Origin of the sequence: Mesorhizobium sp. B263B2A (assembly GCF_020165775.1) — a bacterium.
Taxonomy (GTDB): Bacteria; Pseudomonadota; Alphaproteobacteria; order Rhizobiales; family Rhizobiaceae; genus Mesorhizobium; species Mesorhizobium opportunistum.
This window is the reverse complement of record NZ_JAIUIU010000002.1, coordinates 109,558-126,586: the sequence shown is the minus strand read 5'-3', so window position 1 is coordinate 126,586 and position 17,029 is coordinate 109,558. Positions and strand designations below refer to the sequence as shown.

The window sequence follows — 17,029 nt, the reverse complement described above, 5'->3', positions numbered from 1 at the left end:
CCATGGCCAGGACATCGGACACAATAGAGAGCGGCGCCGTGGTTCACGGCGCTGCCAGAGCGCAGAGGCCAAGAAGCCTGCGGGTGCGCTTCGGCAACCTGTTGTCGTTTCGATGGGCGGCAGCGGCACTGATCCTCATCGGCTGGTTCGTCTATTATCCGATCGTTGACAACTTTATCGTCAGCACCACTGATCAGGATATCTATACCGGTGAAGTGACCAATGTCGGCCTCGCCAATTACGACCGGCTTCTGCACGACCCGGTCGTTCTGCTCGCGCTCTGGAACAACTGCCTCTACGCCATCATCTCCGTGGTGTTCCAGGTCTTCGGCGCGTTCCTGCTGGCGGCGATCATCGAGGATCTGAGGAGCGAACGCTGGCGCCGTCTGTGGCGCGCCGTGTACTTCGTGCCTTCGGCCATATCGATCACCGTGACCGGCCTGCTGTTCTATTTCATCTACCAGCCGCAGATCGGTCTGCTGGATGCGGTTCTGAGCCGCGCCGGTCTCAGCCAGTTCGTTATGCCCTGGCTCGGCAACGAGCACACCGCCATCTACGCCATCATTGCCATGAGTCAATGGCAGGGCTTCGGCTACTCGACGCTGCTGTTTGCCATCGCCATTCAAAAAATCCCGCGCGACCTCTACGACGCAGCCACAATTGATGGCGCCGGCCCGCTTCGCCGCTTGTGGAGCATCACCTTTCCACTGACCCGGGAAATGACCGGGCTGATGATCATCGTCACCATCACCGGCGCTTTCCAGGTCTTCAACGAGGTCATGGTGATGACCGCCGGCGGGCCCAGCAACAGCAGCCAGGTGCTGGGCACATGGCTCTACCAGAAGGCGTTCATCGAGGACAATTTCGGCTACGGCGCGGCGATTGCGGCCGTCATTTTCGTTCTGACCATGCTCACCGGCGCGGCACAGCTCTGGTACACGAAGCGTCGCAGGGTGCAGCTATGAGTGCGACGGTCGCAGTCGGGCGGGCCCGGGATGTCAATCTATGGTCGGTCATTGCCAGGACATCGCTCTATTCATTCCTCGTCTGTCTCGGCGTCGTCGTCATCTATCCGCTGATCTGGATGGCGCTTAGCGGCTTCAAGGACAATGCGCAGATCTTCGGCGATCCCTTCGCCCTGCCTGCCCATTGGTCGTGGAACAATTATGTGCAGGCCTGGAACCAGGGCGTTCGTGGCTATGTAACCGTCTCCGTCCTGGTGACTGTCGCCTCCGCCATATGCACCGTTCTCATCAGCGCCTGGACCGCTTTCGGACTGACCCGGACCAGGATGCCTGCAAAACCGTTGGTCGTCGCCATTGTGCTAGGCGGGTTGATGCTCAGTCCCACCGTGGCAATCATTCCCTTGGTGAAGATGCTGCAGGCGCTCGGGCTCTACAACACCTACTGGGCGCTGATCATTCTATACACCGCGTTCCGGGTGCCGTTCACAACCTTCCTCATCCGCGCCTACATGCTGGATCTACCCAGCGATCTCGACGAGGCGGCGACGATGGACGGCGCCAGCGAGGGCCAGATCTTCTGGCGCATCACCCTGCCATTGTGCCGCCCGATCATCATCTCGTGCGTCATCCTGCATGTCCTGTTCGCCTGGAACGAATATCTGTTCGCCATGATCTTCACGAGCGGCAGCGACGTGCAGACGCTGCCCGTCGGCCTCACGTCGATCATGGCAACGCACGGGACTAACTATGCCGTGGTGTTCGCCGCCATGACGATCTCGGCCCTGCCCATCGTAATCGTGTTCTTTGCCGCGCAGCGCTACTTCATTCGTGGGCTGTCCGAAGGCATCGGCAAGTAGCCATTCCCGAAAGGACCCTTCATGCCGCAGCTTGCATTCCATCAGCTGATCGGAGCCAATTTCAGCTTCCAGCACTTTCCGTTCGATCGGGTCATCAAGCTGATCCGCGACTTCGGCATGAAAGAGATCGAATTATGGGGCATTGCCCAGCACCTCGACCTCTTCCACGCCACCGACGCGCGCATCGATTCTGTCCGCCGGATGCTAGCCGATAACGGCCTGTCTGCCTGGTGCTTCACTCCTGAGCAGGTGCTGTATCCGATCAACATCGCCTCAGGCGACCCGGATCTGCGCCGTGACAGCATCAAGCGGTTCTGCCACGCCGCCGACATCTGCGCGGCGCTGGGCGCGCGCTATCTGTTCCTGACGCCCGGCCGAGGCTATGAGGACGAAGCCGCGAAACCGGCTTGGGACCGCTCGGCGGAGGCGCTTGGCGAGATCGCTGGATATGCCGACCACGTCGGTGTGCGCTGCCTGCTCGAGCCCTTGCAGCGCTTCGAGAGCAACCTCGTCAACGATGCGGCAAGTCTGCGCCGAATGCTGGACGCGTTGGGCGCGGACAACATCGACATCGTGCTGGATTGCGTGGCAATGGCCACCGCCGGGGACACCGTGGCCGGGTATGTCGACCTGTTCGGCCCACGGCTGGCGCACGTCCATCTTGTAGACGGCACACCGGGCGGGCATCTGGTGTGGGGCGACGGCACGTTGCCGCTCGGCGACTATGTCAGCGAACTGGCGCGCCTCGGCTATGCGGGAAAGCTCACCTTCGAGCCCTTTGGCAACGGCGCCTACTCACTGGATCCAATAAGTGCCTGGACCCGCTGCCTCAGCGCTATCGAGCCTTATCTCAATCGCGCAACGGTGCCGGCATGACTGCGCCGAAGCTGGTCGCTGTCGGCGACAATTGTCTGGACGCCTACCTCACCAACGGCCTGCTCACGGTCGGCGGCAACGCGCTCAACGTGGCGGTGCAATGGCGGCACAATGGCTGGGCGGCACGGTATTTCGGCGCCGTCGGCGAGGATCCAGAAGGCGAGGCGGTGCTTTCCGGGCTTGCCGGCGTTGGCCTGTCGCCGGACGATGTCGAACGGCGACCCGGCGACACGGCCGTCACCTTGCTTCGCGACGAATCCGGCGACCGGAAGTTTCTCCACGAATCCTTCGGAGTTGGTGAAAACTACATGCCGACGCCGGAGCGCTACGCGGTTGTCGCCGCCGCTGATTGGGTGCATCTCGGCACCAACGCCAACAAGGACCTCCTTCGCCGATTGGTCGCGGATGATGTCCCGTTCAGCATCGACGTCTCGACGGCGCACCTGGCGCTGCCGCTCGAGGGAGTGCCGCTGCTCTTCGCCTCCGGTCCAGATGAGGTCGATCGACCGGTCGAGCCGTTGCTCACCGCGCTCAGGGCCGCTGGTGCAAGGCAGGTTGTCGTGACCTGCGGGCGGCGCGGCTCCTATTTCGACGACGGCCAGGGTGTCGTGCATGCGCCGGCCACGCTCGTCGACGTGGTTGACACATGCGGCGCCGGCGACAGTTTCATCGCGACATTCCTGACCTCGTTCCGGTTCGAAGGTATGCGGCCAGCCGAAGCGCTGCACACCGCTGCGCTGGCGGCGGCGCGGACCTGCACGCATCTCGGCGGGTTTCCGCAGAAGCCGCGTCCCATACCGGACTGGCTGCCAGCCAAATACGCCGGATTCATCACCAACGCCTTCGGAGCCTGACCGTGACGACACTTCGTTTGCGCCAGCCGGCGGTAGCGCTCCCTTCCGACCGCTCGTTCTGGCTGCAGGACATCGGCGCCGACGCGGTCACCGAGCCGTTACAGGGCAATGAGCGCGCCGATGTGCTGATCGTCGGCGGCGGTTATACCGGTTTGTGGACGGCGCTGCGTATCCGTGAGCTTGCGCCGGAAACGCGGGTCGTCGTGCTTGAAGCCGACCTTTGCGGATCTGGGGCTTCGGGGCGCAATGGTGGCCAGGTCCACTCATGGTTCGCTGAACTCGATCAGATCAGCGCCGTCGTCGGCCTGGAAGAGGCGCGGCAGCTCTGCGCTGCCACGGTGGCATCGATCGCGGAACTGAAAACTCTGCAACGAGACGGTACGATCGACATGGATCTGCGGCTGGATGGATGGTTGTGGACGGCGAGCTCAATTGCCCAGGAAGGCGCCTGGGACAAGGCCGTCGCCATGACGGCGGCGGTCGGAGAAAACCGTTTCAAGCCGATGATGGCCGAGGAGATCGAACGCAGGACCGGTTCGTGTGCCTCCTATGTCGGCGTCGTGGAGACCAATGCCGGCACGGTGCATCCGGCAAAGCTGGCAATCGGATTGCGAGACCTGGCGTTGGCACGCGGCGTGATCATTCACGAGCGCAGCCCCGTCCTCGACATTGAACCCGCCAGGATATGCAGGGCGCGTACGGCGCAGGGCACGGTGCAGGCGGAGAAGGTCGTGCTTGCCGCCAATGCATGGCTCTCCGCTTTGCCGGAACTGCGACGTCATCTCTACGTCGTCGGCAGCGAGGTCATCGCCACCGCGGCCGTGCCCGAACTGCTCGACAGCATTGGCTGGCGCGACGGCGCATCGATCTGCGATGCGCAGGCGCAGGTACTGTATTATCAACGCACCAGCCCGGGCAGGGTGGTCTTCGGTCGCGGCAGCGGTACCGTTGCCTTCAGGGGGAATTTCGGCGCCAGCTTCAATCGCAGCCCGCAGCACGGCCGCGATAATGTGCAAGAGCTGCACCGGGTCTATCCGTCGCTGCGTGGCGTGGCGGTCGAGTATGACTGGTCAGGTCCAATCGACTGTGTGCCCGAACACGTTCCGGTGTTCGATCATCTGCGCGGATATCCCAACATCTTCTACGGTATGGGCTTCAACGGAACCGGCATCGCGCAGACGCCGATTGGCGGGCGAATCCTGGCCAGTCTGGTTCTGGAGCGAAGGGATCGGTGGAGCGCCAGTGGACTGGTTGGCATCGAGCGACGCATGTCGCTGCCGCCCGAGCCATTCCGCTACCTCGGCGCCAAGCTCGTCCGCGGCGCGGTGCGCCGCAAGAACGAAGCCGAGATCGACAACCGCAAGGCGGACCGGATCACCAATCTGCTGGCTGGGCTGAAGCCGGGCCGCCGGAAGAAATAGGCGGCGGCCAAAGCGTCTTGTCCATGACGCTGCCGATGGGGACACGATGGCCGACCTGCGCTTGATGCAAGTCGCGAAAACTTCACGACAATGCCGCCGATGCGTCGCTGTAGCTCCGATCGTTAGCTCGGCGCGCCGGCAAAAAAGAAGCTGGCCTGGGTTTCTTTCCAATCGCAAAAAAAGGGCTTGATCCCCCCGCCGATATGTGTGCCTAATTTGATATGAGATCGATCTCATGTGGCGCTCTCAAGTTAGCTCTTTCTCCACGGGGAGGGCGCTTTGGCGAGCATTGTGTGAATGAGGATGAACAGGGAGGTTTAAGTGAGGAAATTGATCGCGTGGCTGGCGTTGGCCACCACCACGCTTGCGTTCGCGTCTGCGGCGTCGGCGGGTGAAACCATGGACCGGGTTACCTCGAAAAAGGCGATGGTGGTCGCCACAAACAGCGGCTGGCCGCCGCAGAGTTTCCTCGACGACAGCAATCAGATGGTCGGCTTCGACATTGATGTCTCAAAGGAGATCGCAAGACGCCTCGGTGTCGAGGTCAGTTTCGACACGCCGGACTGGGCGACGATGACAGGCGGCCATTGGCAAGGGCGCTACGATCTGGGTGTCGGCTCAGTGACGCCGACCAAAGCGCGGGCCAAGGTGATCGATTTCGAAGGCGTGTATTATTACAGCCCTTACGTGTATGTCGTTCACAAGGACAGCCCGGCCAAATCGGTCGCCGACCTGAACGGCAAGATCATCGGCGTCGAGACCGCCACCACGTCGGAGGATTTCATCCGCAGACAGCTCGAGATCGATGCTCCCGGCCTGCCGCCCATCGAATACAAACTGGAGCCCGGTGAGATCAGGACTTTCGCCGATTCAATGCTGCCGTTCGATGATTTGAGGCTCGGCGACGGCGTTCGCCTCAACGCCGTCATCGCACCAGAACAGACAGCGCAGAACGCGATAAAGAACGGCTACCCGTTGCGTATCCTGGAGGGCGGCTATGCCTTCCGTGAGCCACTGGTGGTGATCGCGGAAAAAGGTGATGCCGAGTGGAATACCAAGATCGGCGGCATTCTCAACGAGATGAAGACGGACGGCACCCTCACGAAGCTGACCACCAAGTGGTACGGCAAGGATTACAGCGCCGACTGAGTAGGGTTGGACGAAGCGTGAGCGGGATGCATCTAAATTGAACATCCCGCTCCATCCGTTTGTTTTTAGCCGCATTTTGAACGACACCGGGCGGCTCTGCCTGGCTGCAAAATGCTCTGGCGCCGCCACCGTATCATCCGATCATGACATATCCTGACACTTATTACCGACGCACGCTTGCCGACAACATCATCAGACCGCCGCTGAGCGGCGTTTCCGAGTGCGAAACAGTCGTTGTCGGCGGCGGACTGGCGGGCCTGACGACGGCGTTGCAACTGGCTCGCGCCGGCCAGCAGGTTGTCGTGCTTGAGGCGGAGGGCATCGGCTTCGGCGCTTCCGGTCGCAATGGCGGCTTCGTCAATCCCGGCTTCGCCACCGGCCTCGACAGCATCGCCGCGATGGCTGGCGTGGACGCGGCACAAAAACTGCACCGCCTGTCCATCGAAGGTGTCGATTTCGTGCGGCAGACGATCCTTGATCTCGACATCAAGGCGGCAGAGCCGCGCTCCGGTATATTGAGCGTGCTTCGCCACGATGGTGGCGCCGCGCTCAAGGGATATGCCGATCAAATGGCGCGGGATTTCAACTATCGGCTCGACTATCTCGAGCGCGAACAGGTGCGAGCGGTGCTGCATTCCGAGCGCTACCATCAAGGCTTGCGCGACCCCAGCGCCTTCCACATGCATCCGCTCAACTATCTGCGCGCTGTCGCGGTCGAGATCGAACGGCTGGGTGGCAGGATTCACGAAAGATCGGGGGCTATTGAAGCCAATCTTGGCGGCGCGGAAAAGATCGTGCGCACCAGCAGTGGCAACGTGCGCGCGCGCCAGGCTGTATTTGCCACCGGCGGCTATACGGGGCCACTGGTCGGCCGCCTGAAACGGGCATTCCTGCCGATCGCCACTTACGTCATGGTGAGCGAGGAAGCGCCTGACATGATCGCCGAGGCGATTACGACAACCGACGCCGTTGGCGACAACCGTCGCGCTGGCGATTATTACCGCATTGTCGAAGACGGCAGACGCCTGCTCTGGGGCGGGCGCATCACCACGCGGGCAGCCTCACCGGGCGTGTTGGCGAGGCAATTGCGCCGCGAGATGGTGACCACCTATCCGCAGCTCGAAAAGCTCAAGACCGAACTCGCCTGGTCCGGGCTCATGTCTTATGCCCGTCACCTGATGCCCCAAATCGGCGCGTTGCAGCCGGGCGTCTGGTACCTCACGGCTTTTGGTGGCCATGGCATCAATACCACGGCGATTGCCGGCAAGCTGATCGCCGAAGCCATACTGGGAGAATCGCCCCGCTACCGGCTCTTCGCACCATTTGGGCTTGCCTGGGCGGGCGGCCCGGCCGGACTTGCGGTCGCGCAACTTACCTACTGGAAGCTGCAGGCGCAGGATTGGTGGCGCGAGCGCGCCCACTGACCACAGGGAGATCGATGACGTGATCGGCCGACTGTTGCTCAACCACCCGGACGCGGCACGCCGCGTTGGCGTGTTCTCCGTGCTCGCCGCCATCGCCGCCGGCCTGTACGGACTCGGCATCAAAGCCAGTTGGCTCGGCAAGCTTGTTCCGGGGTCAGTCGCATGGCTGGCCGCCAACCCTGAGATCGGGCGGGGGGTCTCGGCAGTGCTGATCGCATCGATCCTGGCGGCGAACTGGAACGCGCTGCGGTATCTCAGCCGCAAACAGCAGATCGTGGCTGTGTGGATAGAACTGTTCGTGCTGTTAATGCTGTTTTTCTATTCCTTCGACCTGTCGTTCGCGTTCATCGCCAAAAAGATCGGCTTCCTCGTCTCGAAGGGCGTAGTGACGACGCTCTACATTTCGGCCATTTCGATCGCCATCGCCACCCTCATCGCCTTCGTCGGCGCGATCGCCAAACTGTCCCGCAACGGCGTGGTCTATGGCTTGGCGACCTTCTATACCTCTCTATTTCGTGGCTTGCCGCTGCTGATGCAAATCTACATCATCTATCTCGGCCTGCCGCAGATTGGCTACGTCATCGGCGCCGTGCCGGCCGGCATCATGGCGCTGTCGCTCTGCTACGGCGCGTACATGACCGAAATCTTCCGTGCCGGCATCGAAAGCATCTCACGCGGCCAGACCGAGGGTGCTACGGCACTCGGCCTTAGCGCTAACCAGACGATGTTCCTAGTCATCCTGCCGCAGGCGATGCGCGTCATCGTGCCGCCGACCGGCAACCAGTTCATTGCGATGTTGAAGGATTCTTCGCTGGTTTCGGTGGTCGGGGTCTGGGAGATCATGTATCTCGCACGCACACAGGGCCAGACCGAGTTTCGGCACATCGAGATGCTCATCACCGCCTCGATGATCTATTGGCTGCTCTCGATGGGACTTGAGTTCGTGCAGTCGCGGATCGAGGACCGGTTCGGGCGCTCACTCAAGCGCTGATCGTGGTCTTCGGTGAACCGCGACTGCATTCCATCACCCAGCTTCCCCGCTCTAATCCTGCGAGCGTGGTCGAGACCGACATCGAGCGGGACTTCTAGTCTAGCTTATCTATCACGCGCCGCAAATGATCCGACATAGCACGAAGCCCGCCGCAAGGCGGGGCGCCGGCATGTTCAGATCCGACGATGCTGTCAGACGCAGCAGGCCAAGCGTCGGGAGGCGCCCGCGCGTCTTCTGCATCGGCGCCTTAACTGTAGCCGCAGTTGTTCTCGGCTTCGTCGTACGCACGGCCGGGTTGCGTTTTTCCGCCATCGAAGCTGTCAGGGGCGCCGCTTTGCGCCTGAGTCCAATTGATTTCGCCGGGGCGAGGCGGGTGCCGCATAGTTCGGCACCACCATCGGAATAGGCCAGGCAGGTTCCACCGCAGCGCTGGGGCAAAAACAGGCGTATCCGGGAAAGGCCACGGTTGCGCACGAGAGTTAACATCTTGTCGTCATCGGGGAATTGCTGAGCTACGAGCGCAAAGAAGCCACAGTTGGTCTGCTGCTGGCTACGCCGTTACAGCCTGCTCACCGAGCACGGCTCTCGCCGGTAGCGTTGACATGCACAAAGGTGACGCATCCGCGAGGAGTTGAACGGCGGCTTTGCGCCCTCATGCCGGCCGTTCGACTGAGACTTGAGTCTTCCTGAAAGCCGACATTGCTTATGGAGCAGCCGAGCGCCCCGAAGATCTCTTCGGCGTATTTGTTCGAATCTCTCGCGGTCCGCCGGAGGAGATTCGAACCGGTACTTCATGTTTCGAACGCACTGTGGATGTCTGCGTTATCGACCTTGCTCTTCGGAACCGAACCGATTCCGGCACCATTCCGGCTGGGCTAGAGCGAGTTTAGCGCGACTTCGACCGTTGCTTAGGTTGGAGGAGGTCCAGCATGGCGTGTTGGGGCCAGCTCGTTTAACTTCGCGTCGAACCCTGGGCTTTAGCCATCCCAGGGGAAGCGAATCGGGTATGTGAGGCCGCTGCTTCACCCACCATGGCTGACAAACGGCTTCGGATGGAAGCATCCGCTTCATCAATCAGATTACGGCGCGCTATCTGCCAAAGTCGACGAATCTCGCCATACCCGAAAAGGCGCTAATCGATCACGGCCTGAAATGGTGGCCGGCCAAGCAATATGAAAGTTTATTCGTTGAAAATGGCGGTTCTTCCCAATGTCGCCTTGAGGTCACGAGCCTCATCCGCGCCGAGGCGCAGTTTCCGGTGGAGGGCGTACCCTTTGCCGTCGTCTTGACCCTTGAAGACCCCGACGGCAGCAAGCCCGTCTTCCAAGAAATGCGGCAGTGGCTTCAGACAAGCACCGCGGTCGCACAGGATGTTCGTACGACAACGAGGCTGCGTCCCCGCGGGCGATAGTTCTTCTCCGACCATGAATGAACAACCGAGGATGGGTGTCTGGTCCCCCTCCCATCGTCCATGCTTAGGAAGACCTTTTCGATGGCACACAGCGATGACGTTGAAGAGCTCACGGAACGGAGGATTTGCTTCAAGTGCGTAGGCGAAGCCTTCCTGAGCCGGCAGATCGAGATGGAAGGTGCCGTCGCTCGATGCTTCTACTGCGGTGACGAAGATCCCGGCATCACCAACTGATCAGCGGCGATTTGCGCCGCCACGTATCCACAGTGAGTTGCTGAACGACGAAATCCGCGACATCGGCTCGCGCGATCGTCCCGCCATGTACACCTGAAAGGTCGGTCAACGCCTTGATGCGGCCGCGCGCCGGCTTGTCGTTGAGGACCATCGGTCGAACGATGGTCCAGTCGAGCGCGCTGCCGCGAATGGCATCTTCCTGCCGATCCTTGTCTTCATAGACTTTCCGCAGCATCAGGGGCAGGAGCAGCCTGTCGAAGAAGAAGCCGCCATGGCCGCGGCTGTCACCGGCGCCCAGGCCAGTGATGCACACCAACCTGCGGATGTTCTGCTCCGCCATGACGCCGACCAGCGCGCGTGTCGCGGTCGAAAGCATCGTCACCTCACGGAATGGGCTCATGGCGGTGCCCAATGAGCTGACGACGGCATCACAGCCTGCGATGGCGCGGGTCAGCGCGGCGGGATCGCGGGCGTCGCCTTCGACGAGCTCGGCGCCGGTGAGGTCCTCGGCCTTTGCCTTGGAGCGGACGAGGACAACGACGTCGTGCCCCTCTGCGAGAGCCTTGCTGACAATCAGCCGGCCCGTTGCGCCCGTTGCGCCCAATACCAAAATTTTCATGTCAAACTCCTAAGGCGTGTTGATGGACGGGGAAAAATCTATGAGACGCCGGCGAAGAAAATGGCGCGTCGTCATCGTTTGGACTCCTTGGTTGGGGAGAGGGATGCAGGTTCAGCCCTTCGCCCACTGCGTTGCGGCATCCTTGGCAAAAGCGGCATAGGTGCGCGGGGCATGACCGAGCAGCTTGGTCAGGCGGGAAATGTCGTTCGCGGTCGCCACCGCGCCATCGCTCTGATACCGGCTGAACATCAGGCGTAGATCGAGCGCGTGCCAGGCGGGCAGCATGGTCTTCGTGCGCTGCTCCATGACGACGAGATCGTCGCCGCCATGGCGGACCGCGCGGCCGAGAGCCTCGCTCCAGATGGCGGCGATACCTTCGCCGGTCAGGCTGTCCGGACCAACCAAAGCGTAGGTCTCGCGGCCGAGCGGCGTCGCTGCCTGCTCGCGGCGAACCAGTTCGATCGCGGCGGCCTCGCCGATGTCTCTGATATCGACCATCGAGATGCCCTTCGCGCCGATCGGCGAGCCATAGACGCCGGCCTTCAGAAGCACGTCCTTTTGACGAAGATCGTTCTGGATGAAGTAGGCGGGCCGCAGGATCGTCGCGGGCAGATCAAGCGCCTCGATCATCCGCTCGACCGTGTACTTGCCCGCGAAATGCGGGACGTCGGCATAGGGTTCGCCGCCGAATACCGAGAGATAGACGATGCCCTTGACGCCGGCCTCGCGAGCCACGGTCAGCGCAAGCATGGCCTGGGTCAATTCGTCCGCGACATTCGGGGCGAGCAGGAACAGTGTGCTGACGCCTTCCAGCGCGGATCGCAGCGAATCCGGGTCGGCGAGATCACCGCGGACCGCCTTTACACCTGATGGCAGTTGCGCCGTCTCAGGGGAGCGCGTCAGTGCGCGGACCTCGACGTTGCGTCCCTGCAGGTGGGCCAGGACTTGGGACCCGATGGTCCCGGTGCTGCCAGTTACCAAAATAGCCATTGTGAAAACTCCTTATGATGTTTGTGCGTGCCGGGAGAAAGATACGCGTTCCAATCATGAGCGGGAGATGCCATGTTCGAAACAACCTGTCTCGGTATTGGAACACCAATCCTATGGATCTCGAAGCTCTCTCGGACTTCAACCTCGTTGCCACCCATGGCGGTTTCGGCCGAGCTGGCCGCCTCTTCGGCCGATCCAAGGCGACATTGTCGCGCCATGTGAGCGAACTCGAACACAGCCTTGGCGTGAGGCTGATCGAGCGTGGATCCCAGAGCCTGCGACTGACGGACGAAGGGCGAGCGCTTCACGAGCGCACCGACGGGTTGCTTTCTGAGATCGCCGAAGCCGGGGAGGCGATCGTCTTGGGTGCGCCCACCCCGAGAGGCAGGCTGCGGGTGAGCGCTCCCGTGGTTTTCGCGCATGTGGCGCTTCCCAGGATCGGCACCCGTTTTGCTCTCGCCTATCCCGAGGTCAAGCTTGAGATTGTTGCCGAGGATCGCAAGGTCGATCCGGTTGAGGATGGCTACGACCTTGTCATCCGGATAGATCCTTCGCCGGATGAACGGCTCATCGGCCGCCGTTTTCTCAATGACGAGCGCCTGATTGTCGCCTCACCGGACATGCCGCGCCCTCAGCCGGCGCCGGGCGGTACACCGTGTCCCGTAAAGGCGGTCTTGCTGAGCGCAACTTCGCTGAACGTTGTCTGGCGCATGAAATCGGATATTGAGGACGAAGTCCTTTTCAAACCCGAACCCATCCTGCGCTTCTCTTCCCTGCTGATGGTGCGAGAGGCCGTTCTGGAAGGTGCAGGTGCGGCGTTGCTTCCGAAGCTTCTTGTCGCGGGCGACATCGAGTCGGGCCGGCTCGTTTGCTGGGGAACTCACGCCGGTCCGTCTGTCGAAATCTGGGCGCTGCAAAGCTCGCGACGTCTTGTCGGCGCCAAGGTTCGCGCTTTCTTGGATGTGATGGAGAGGACTTTTCCTGCCAAAGTTTTCGTTCCTGCACTCTGAACAAGAACCTGTCCTGCCGCCCATCAGCGTTGGGGAAAGAGGCGGCACCGGATATACAGTCGCACCGTTGGTGCTGCTGGCCCGCACCAAAGAACACAGTCCGATATCTTGGCGTCGACGTAGAAGATGCCCTCGACGAGACGTTGTCAGGCGTACCGCCCATCGCCCCAAAAACCATGAACGCACGGACGCGTGCCGAAAGCGCGGAGCTTTCTAGTCCGGAGCTTTGGAGGTAGAATGCGTGTGAGCGGGACATCTCCGCAGCTATCGCGCGCCGGAAACTCTGCACTTGCGCGAGATTTCGGTGCGTTCCGTGTATCGAGGGGAAGCGGGGCGACCGATGACAACCTATGTTATGGTGCATGGCGCATGGCATGGGGGGTGGTGTTGGCGCAAGCTCGCTCAGTCACTGAAGGTGCCCGGCAGCGATCTGTATACCCCCACGCTTACCGGCCTCGGTGAGCGAGCGCATCTCGCCTCTCCTGACATCGACCTGGAAACGCACATTCGCGATGTGCTCGGTGTGTTGGAGACCGAGGACTTGCGGGACGTTGTTCTGGTTGGACACAGTTACGCTGGAATCGTGGTCTCGGCAGCCGCAGACAGGGCGGCCGGCCGGGTAGCGCGAGTTGTCTATCTCGACGCGATCGTTCCCCGCGACGGCCAGTGCCTGTACGACTGCGCATCGGCGCAGGCCAAGAACTATTTCGAGGAGCAGGCGCGCGTCGGGGGTGAGAGCTGGCGCATCCCCGCCAGCGCGGCGACCGTGCAATTCCTCGGGCTGAAGGAGGAGAAGGACGTAAGCTGGGTAATGCCGAGGCTTACCGCGCACCCGATCCGCACCTTCAGGGAGCCGGTCAAGCTGAGCGCGGGTTTCCCACGGGTGCCACGGACCTACGTCAATTGCATCGGCGACAAAGCACTCGGCCAGCCAAAGAGCGCGCAAGCCGCTGATATCGAGGACTACCACGAGTTACGGACGGGACACGACGCCATGGTGACCGCACCAGACGATCTCGCCGAGTTGCTGAGCCGGATCGCGGAGGACACCACCGCCTAGCCTCGGGGCATCGGCGGACGCGCAGCAATCTGCTCGAGCCTGACACATGGTGCCTACGGCAAGGAGGAACAACGTCATTTCGACCTCGTCTCTGCCTAAAGCACGTCGCTTTGAACCGGATCCAATCGACGTCCTTCAGGTCTTGTATCATGCATATCGCTTTCCCCGACCAATGCGCGGCGACGTACATCAACTGTACGGATCGGACAAAGCCTTGAAGACTCCGGAACTTCTGCCGTAAATCGTGCTGGTCGAGGTTTCAGGGAGGAATTCTCGGTGACCCACACTTTTCACACAGTCACGGTTGAAAGAGCCGCCGAAGCCTATGTTCTCTCCAGAGGCAAGGCACGCTTTCTGTCCATCGCACAGGCGATCCGCGCCATTCGAACACTGATGCCGGCATGCAAGGCTACTGACGCCGAGTTGGAGGCGTTGCTGGCGGCGGCATCCATCGTTCACGGTGTGCCGGTCGCCTTCGACGCAAAAACAGCCGATAGCACAGAACCCAGGCTGCATTGACAGGCCGCAAATGCCGGCGCTCGCGCAGACGCCCACCTCGTCGGACGTTCGCCAAGCGATTGTCCGATACCTGATCGACAACGTCGGCAGGCCGTGCATTCGATATCCGAAGCCGGTCACGCGCTCAGGAAGATGTTTCCGCTTTGCGAACTCACGGATTGGGAACTTGGCGATCTCATCGCGCGAAGTGCGATCGACGGGGAATTTGCGATTGAATTCGACGCGTCGGACTCCGTTTGTCGAGATTAAGTGCAGTCAACGGCTCGGTCGTGAGCGGAAACGATCTGCTCGGAATCAGAACCTATACGGCTGCAGCGCGAACGGCAGCACAAGTGGAGCCAGGCTGCATTAGCTACGGAGGTCCCGCAAAGAGATCGTCAGCTGGATGGCAGCTTTCCGACTAGTTCGTTCCAGAACCCGACCGCCTGCTTCCGGCCCCATTTCGGTCATTCACGACCAGGGAGTTCCTGACGACCTGCGGCTACATCGGCGATATCTCAAAGCCTCTAATTAGTCGCGCTCATCGTCCTTAGGTTCGCCAGACCATACGAGAGAATACGAAGGAAACGGCTTGGCGAACCATCCGCTAACGTATTGATTATGTGTAGAAAAAACTGACCCTCCGGGCCCACCATTGGCTTTCGCTGCTCTATGCGAGCCTGATCGAGACCGACACCGAGGCCAATTTCCAGCTCATCTGGTCCCGCCGCACCGCGGTGTGATCCGATTTAACACGAAGCCTCCCGAGAAGCGGGGCTTCGCCGTGTTGGTTCAGGCGCAGCCTAGGTCTCTGTCAGACGCGGCAGGCTACGCTTTGGCCGGCGCCTTGAGCATCTTCTTCAGCGGCGGCTTGATGGCTGCCGCGGTCGTCGTCGTGCCGCCGCACGAGCAGCGCGTTTTGGTTGATGTATGTTTTGGAAAATGAGGCGGGATGCGATGCGTTGGCGAGCTTCCCGCTGAACTGCACGCTGAAGGCCGAGGCTATCGAGCTTGAATGGTTCAGACCTGGACTTGAAAGTCGTCGAGGGCTGCCATATCTTTTGCACAAGAAATCTGACTCTCACTATGGGTAGGATGAATTCTATGGCCCAGGCACTTAAGATCCCCGAACAGAACGGACCTCTCATCCTGTCCTATATGGACCGGAACGGGAAGATTGCGATCGGACAGGTCGCGGATGGTTTTGGCATGTCCAAGAGCCAGTTGGCCCAAACCGCTGGTCTTGCTCGCGAGACCCTGTATCGCTCAGAGCGCAGCGCTGCGGTAAAGACACAGGGGCGTCTGCGGGAGATGCTCGAGATTATTAGTCGCGTGACGGATTGGGCGGGCGGCAAGGAGCAGGCGATGGCCTGGTATCGGGCTCAGCCGCTTCCAGCATTCGGCGGACGCACGGCTGAGGCGCTGGTGAAGGACGGCAAGGCCGTCGCGGTCCGTGATTATCTCGATCACATGGCCGTTGGTGGCTTTGCGTGAAGTTCGTCGGAACCTGCTATCGCGCGCACGATCCACGTTGGGCATTCAAACCGACTTCCGGTGAAGGAGCAGCGATCCGAGGGGCCCGATTCAATCCCAAAGGTGTGCCGGCGCTCTATCTGGCGTTGAGCCTAATGACAGCCATCAAGGAAGCCAACCAGGGCTTCGCGCAGCGGATCGACCCCTGCGTGCTGTGTTCGTATGAGGTTGACTGCGACGACATCGCGGATCTGACAACGAAAGGGACGGGGGGAGAATTTTCTGTCGCGCTCGAAGACATGGGCTGCGCCTGGGCGACGGCGCTTAGCGATGGGGAGCGCCCGGCGTCCTGGTCCGTCTACGACCGGCTGCGGCCTCGAAATATTGCCGGCATCGTTGTCCCAAGTTTCGCGCCGAGCGCCGAGATGGAGGATCGCAACCTGGTACTTTGGGACTGGGGTCCGGATCTGCCGCACAAAGTAGCTGTATTCGACCCGAGCGGTCGGTTGCCCAAGGACCAGCTATCCTGGCGGTAACACACTCTCGCTCATCCGGACGGCAGGGGAGGGGTCTTTTGCCCTACAGCTCTGATGGTTTGGCGAGATTGACAGGGAAACAGTCGCGTCCGCGCCCCGCCAGCCAAAGCTCGGGTAGCTCAGAACCTCCATTCCCGGAATGAAAGCAGCCAGGCAGGTAGGCCGCTAAGGCGCTGGAGGCGAGCGCGCTAGCAGACCTCTCAGCGATGCGTGCGGCAACGACCCACAATCAGCAGGGTCTGACCCACAGCCTTCGGCCGCTGCGTCGAGCAGCAACCGTTACGGAGTACGCAATAACTCCTGCAAGCGGAGTGGCAGTTGCGGCGAGGCATGCAATTCCGTGCAGCTCTGTTCCCATTGCCGGAGATATTCTGCGATGGCAATACCGGTGCGGCCGGGCTAACGGTTGAGTGCGCCCAGCGCCTCGACGCGTCGGGTGCGCGGTGGAATTCGGCAAGGATGCTCGCTCGGGGCAGGGCCATGGCAATCAATGCCGCGAGATGTCATCTCCTAGCCGGAATTAGTGAGCACAGGCAGTGTATATAGCGTTCGTTCAACCCGCTTCCTTCTGGGATTTCGAGAGAGAGCCTTGCTGGACCCAGGAAAGGCTGGATGATATCCGCCGATCTTGTTCATTCTGACCCGAAATTTAGGACTTACG

Annotated in this window: 16 protein-coding genes; 14 read left to right on the top strand and 2 right to left on the bottom strand. The window is 61.3% G+C overall.

The window, feature by feature from the left end:
• Positions 1-2 precede the first annotated feature (2 nt).
• The 9 genes from LB568_RS05930 to LB568_RS05890 all read left to right on the top strand — a co-directional run bounded on the left by LB568_RS05930 (position 3) and on the right by LB568_RS05890 (position 10,182).
• Positions 3-965 (top strand): carbohydrate ABC transporter permease, encoded by a 963-nt coding sequence (locus LB568_RS05930; protein WP_140572109.1) that lies wholly within the window; start codon positions 3-5, stop codon positions 963-965.
• Complete coding sequence (locus LB568_RS05925) at positions 962-1,822, top strand: carbohydrate ABC transporter permease (protein ID WP_224729572.1); 861 nt, start codon at positions 962-964, stop codon at positions 1,820-1,822. The genes LB568_RS05930 and LB568_RS05925 overlap by 4 nt, the downstream gene beginning before the upstream one ends.
• Before the next feature lie 21 nt (positions 1,823-1,843).
• On the top strand, positions 1,844-2,698 hold the full coding sequence (locus tag LB568_RS05920) for a sugar phosphate isomerase/epimerase family protein (RefSeq protein WP_023766287.1): 855 nt from the start codon (positions 1,844-1,846) through the stop codon (positions 2,696-2,698).
• Positions 2,695-3,552 (top strand): PfkB family carbohydrate kinase, encoded by an 858-nt coding sequence (locus LB568_RS05915; protein ID WP_023766286.1) that lies wholly within the window; start codon positions 2,695-2,697, stop codon positions 3,550-3,552. The genes LB568_RS05920 and LB568_RS05915 overlap by 4 nt, the downstream gene beginning before the upstream one ends.
• 122 nt (positions 3,553-3,674) lie before the next feature.
• Positions 3,675-4,973, top strand: coding sequence for an FAD-dependent oxidoreductase (locus tag LB568_RS05910; RefSeq protein ID WP_318013241.1), 1,299 nt, complete (start codon positions 3,675-3,677; stop codon positions 4,971-4,973).
• A 321-nt stretch (positions 4,974-5,294) separates the two neighbouring features.
• Positions 5,295-6,122: a transporter substrate-binding domain-containing protein gene (locus LB568_RS05905; protein ID WP_031257819.1), complete on the top strand. Its 828-nt coding sequence runs from the start codon at positions 5,295-5,297 to the stop codon at positions 6,120-6,122.
• A 143-nt stretch (positions 6,123-6,265) separates the two neighbouring features.
• Positions 6,266-7,546, top strand: a complete 1,281-nt coding sequence (locus LB568_RS05900) for an NAD(P)/FAD-dependent oxidoreductase (RefSeq protein ID WP_224729570.1) — start codon at positions 6,266-6,268, stop codon at positions 7,544-7,546.
• Between the two features lie 19 nt (positions 7,547-7,565).
• On the top strand, positions 7,566-8,537 hold the full coding sequence (locus LB568_RS05895) for an amino acid ABC transporter permease (protein ID WP_224729569.1): 972 nt from the start codon (positions 7,566-7,568) through the stop codon (positions 8,535-8,537).
• 1,492 nt (positions 8,538-10,029) lie between these two features.
• Positions 10,030-10,182, top strand: a complete 153-nt coding sequence (locus tag LB568_RS05890) for a hypothetical protein (protein ID WP_224729568.1) — start codon at positions 10,030-10,032, stop codon at positions 10,180-10,182.
• Here the strand turns inward: LB568_RS05890 and LB568_RS05885 are convergent.
• Together LB568_RS05885 and LB568_RS05880 are read right to left on the bottom strand one after the other, a co-directional pair.
• Complete coding sequence (locus LB568_RS05885) at positions 10,172-10,801, bottom strand: SDR family oxidoreductase (RefSeq protein ID WP_224729567.1); 630 nt, start codon at positions 10,799-10,801, stop codon at positions 10,172-10,174. The genes LB568_RS05890 and LB568_RS05885 overlap by 11 nt on opposite strands.
• A 111-nt stretch (positions 10,802-10,912) precedes the next feature.
• On the bottom strand, positions 10,913-11,791 hold the full coding sequence (locus tag LB568_RS05880; protein WP_224729566.1) for an NmrA/HSCARG family protein: 879 nt from the start codon (positions 11,789-11,791) through the stop codon (positions 10,913-10,915).
• 113 nt (positions 11,792-11,904) lie between these two features.
• Between LB568_RS05880 and LB568_RS05875 the strand changes: the two genes are divergently transcribed.
• The 5 genes from LB568_RS05875 (at position 11,905) to LB568_RS05855 (ending at position 16,368) form a co-directional block, all read left to right on the top strand.
• Positions 11,905-12,801, top strand: coding sequence for a LysR family transcriptional regulator (locus LB568_RS05875; protein WP_224729565.1), 897 nt, complete (start codon positions 11,905-11,907; stop codon positions 12,799-12,801).
• Positions 12,802-13,141: 340 nt separating this feature from the next.
• A complete protein-coding gene (locus LB568_RS05870; protein WP_224729564.1) occupies positions 13,142-13,861 on the top strand; it encodes an alpha/beta hydrolase in 720 nt (239 codons plus the stop codon).
• Positions 13,862-14,137: 276 nt separating this feature from the next.
• Positions 14,138-14,380, top strand: coding sequence for a hypothetical protein (locus tag LB568_RS05865; RefSeq protein ID WP_224729563.1), 243 nt, complete (start codon positions 14,138-14,140; stop codon positions 14,378-14,380).
• 1,083 nt (positions 14,381-15,463) lie between these two features.
• Entirely contained in the window at positions 15,464-15,853 is a 390-nt protein-coding gene (locus tag LB568_RS05860) for an MbcA/ParS/Xre antitoxin family protein (protein ID WP_031258242.1), read from the top strand.
• Positions 15,850-16,368 carry an RES family NAD+ phosphorylase gene (locus tag LB568_RS05855; protein WP_224729562.1) on the top strand — a complete coding sequence of 173 codons (519 nt, stop codon included), beginning with the start codon at positions 15,850-15,852 and terminating at the stop codon, positions 16,366-16,368. Before LB568_RS05860 ends, LB568_RS05855 begins: the two co-directional genes overlap by 4 nt.
• The last annotated feature ends 661 nt before the right edge of the window (positions 16,369-17,029 follow it).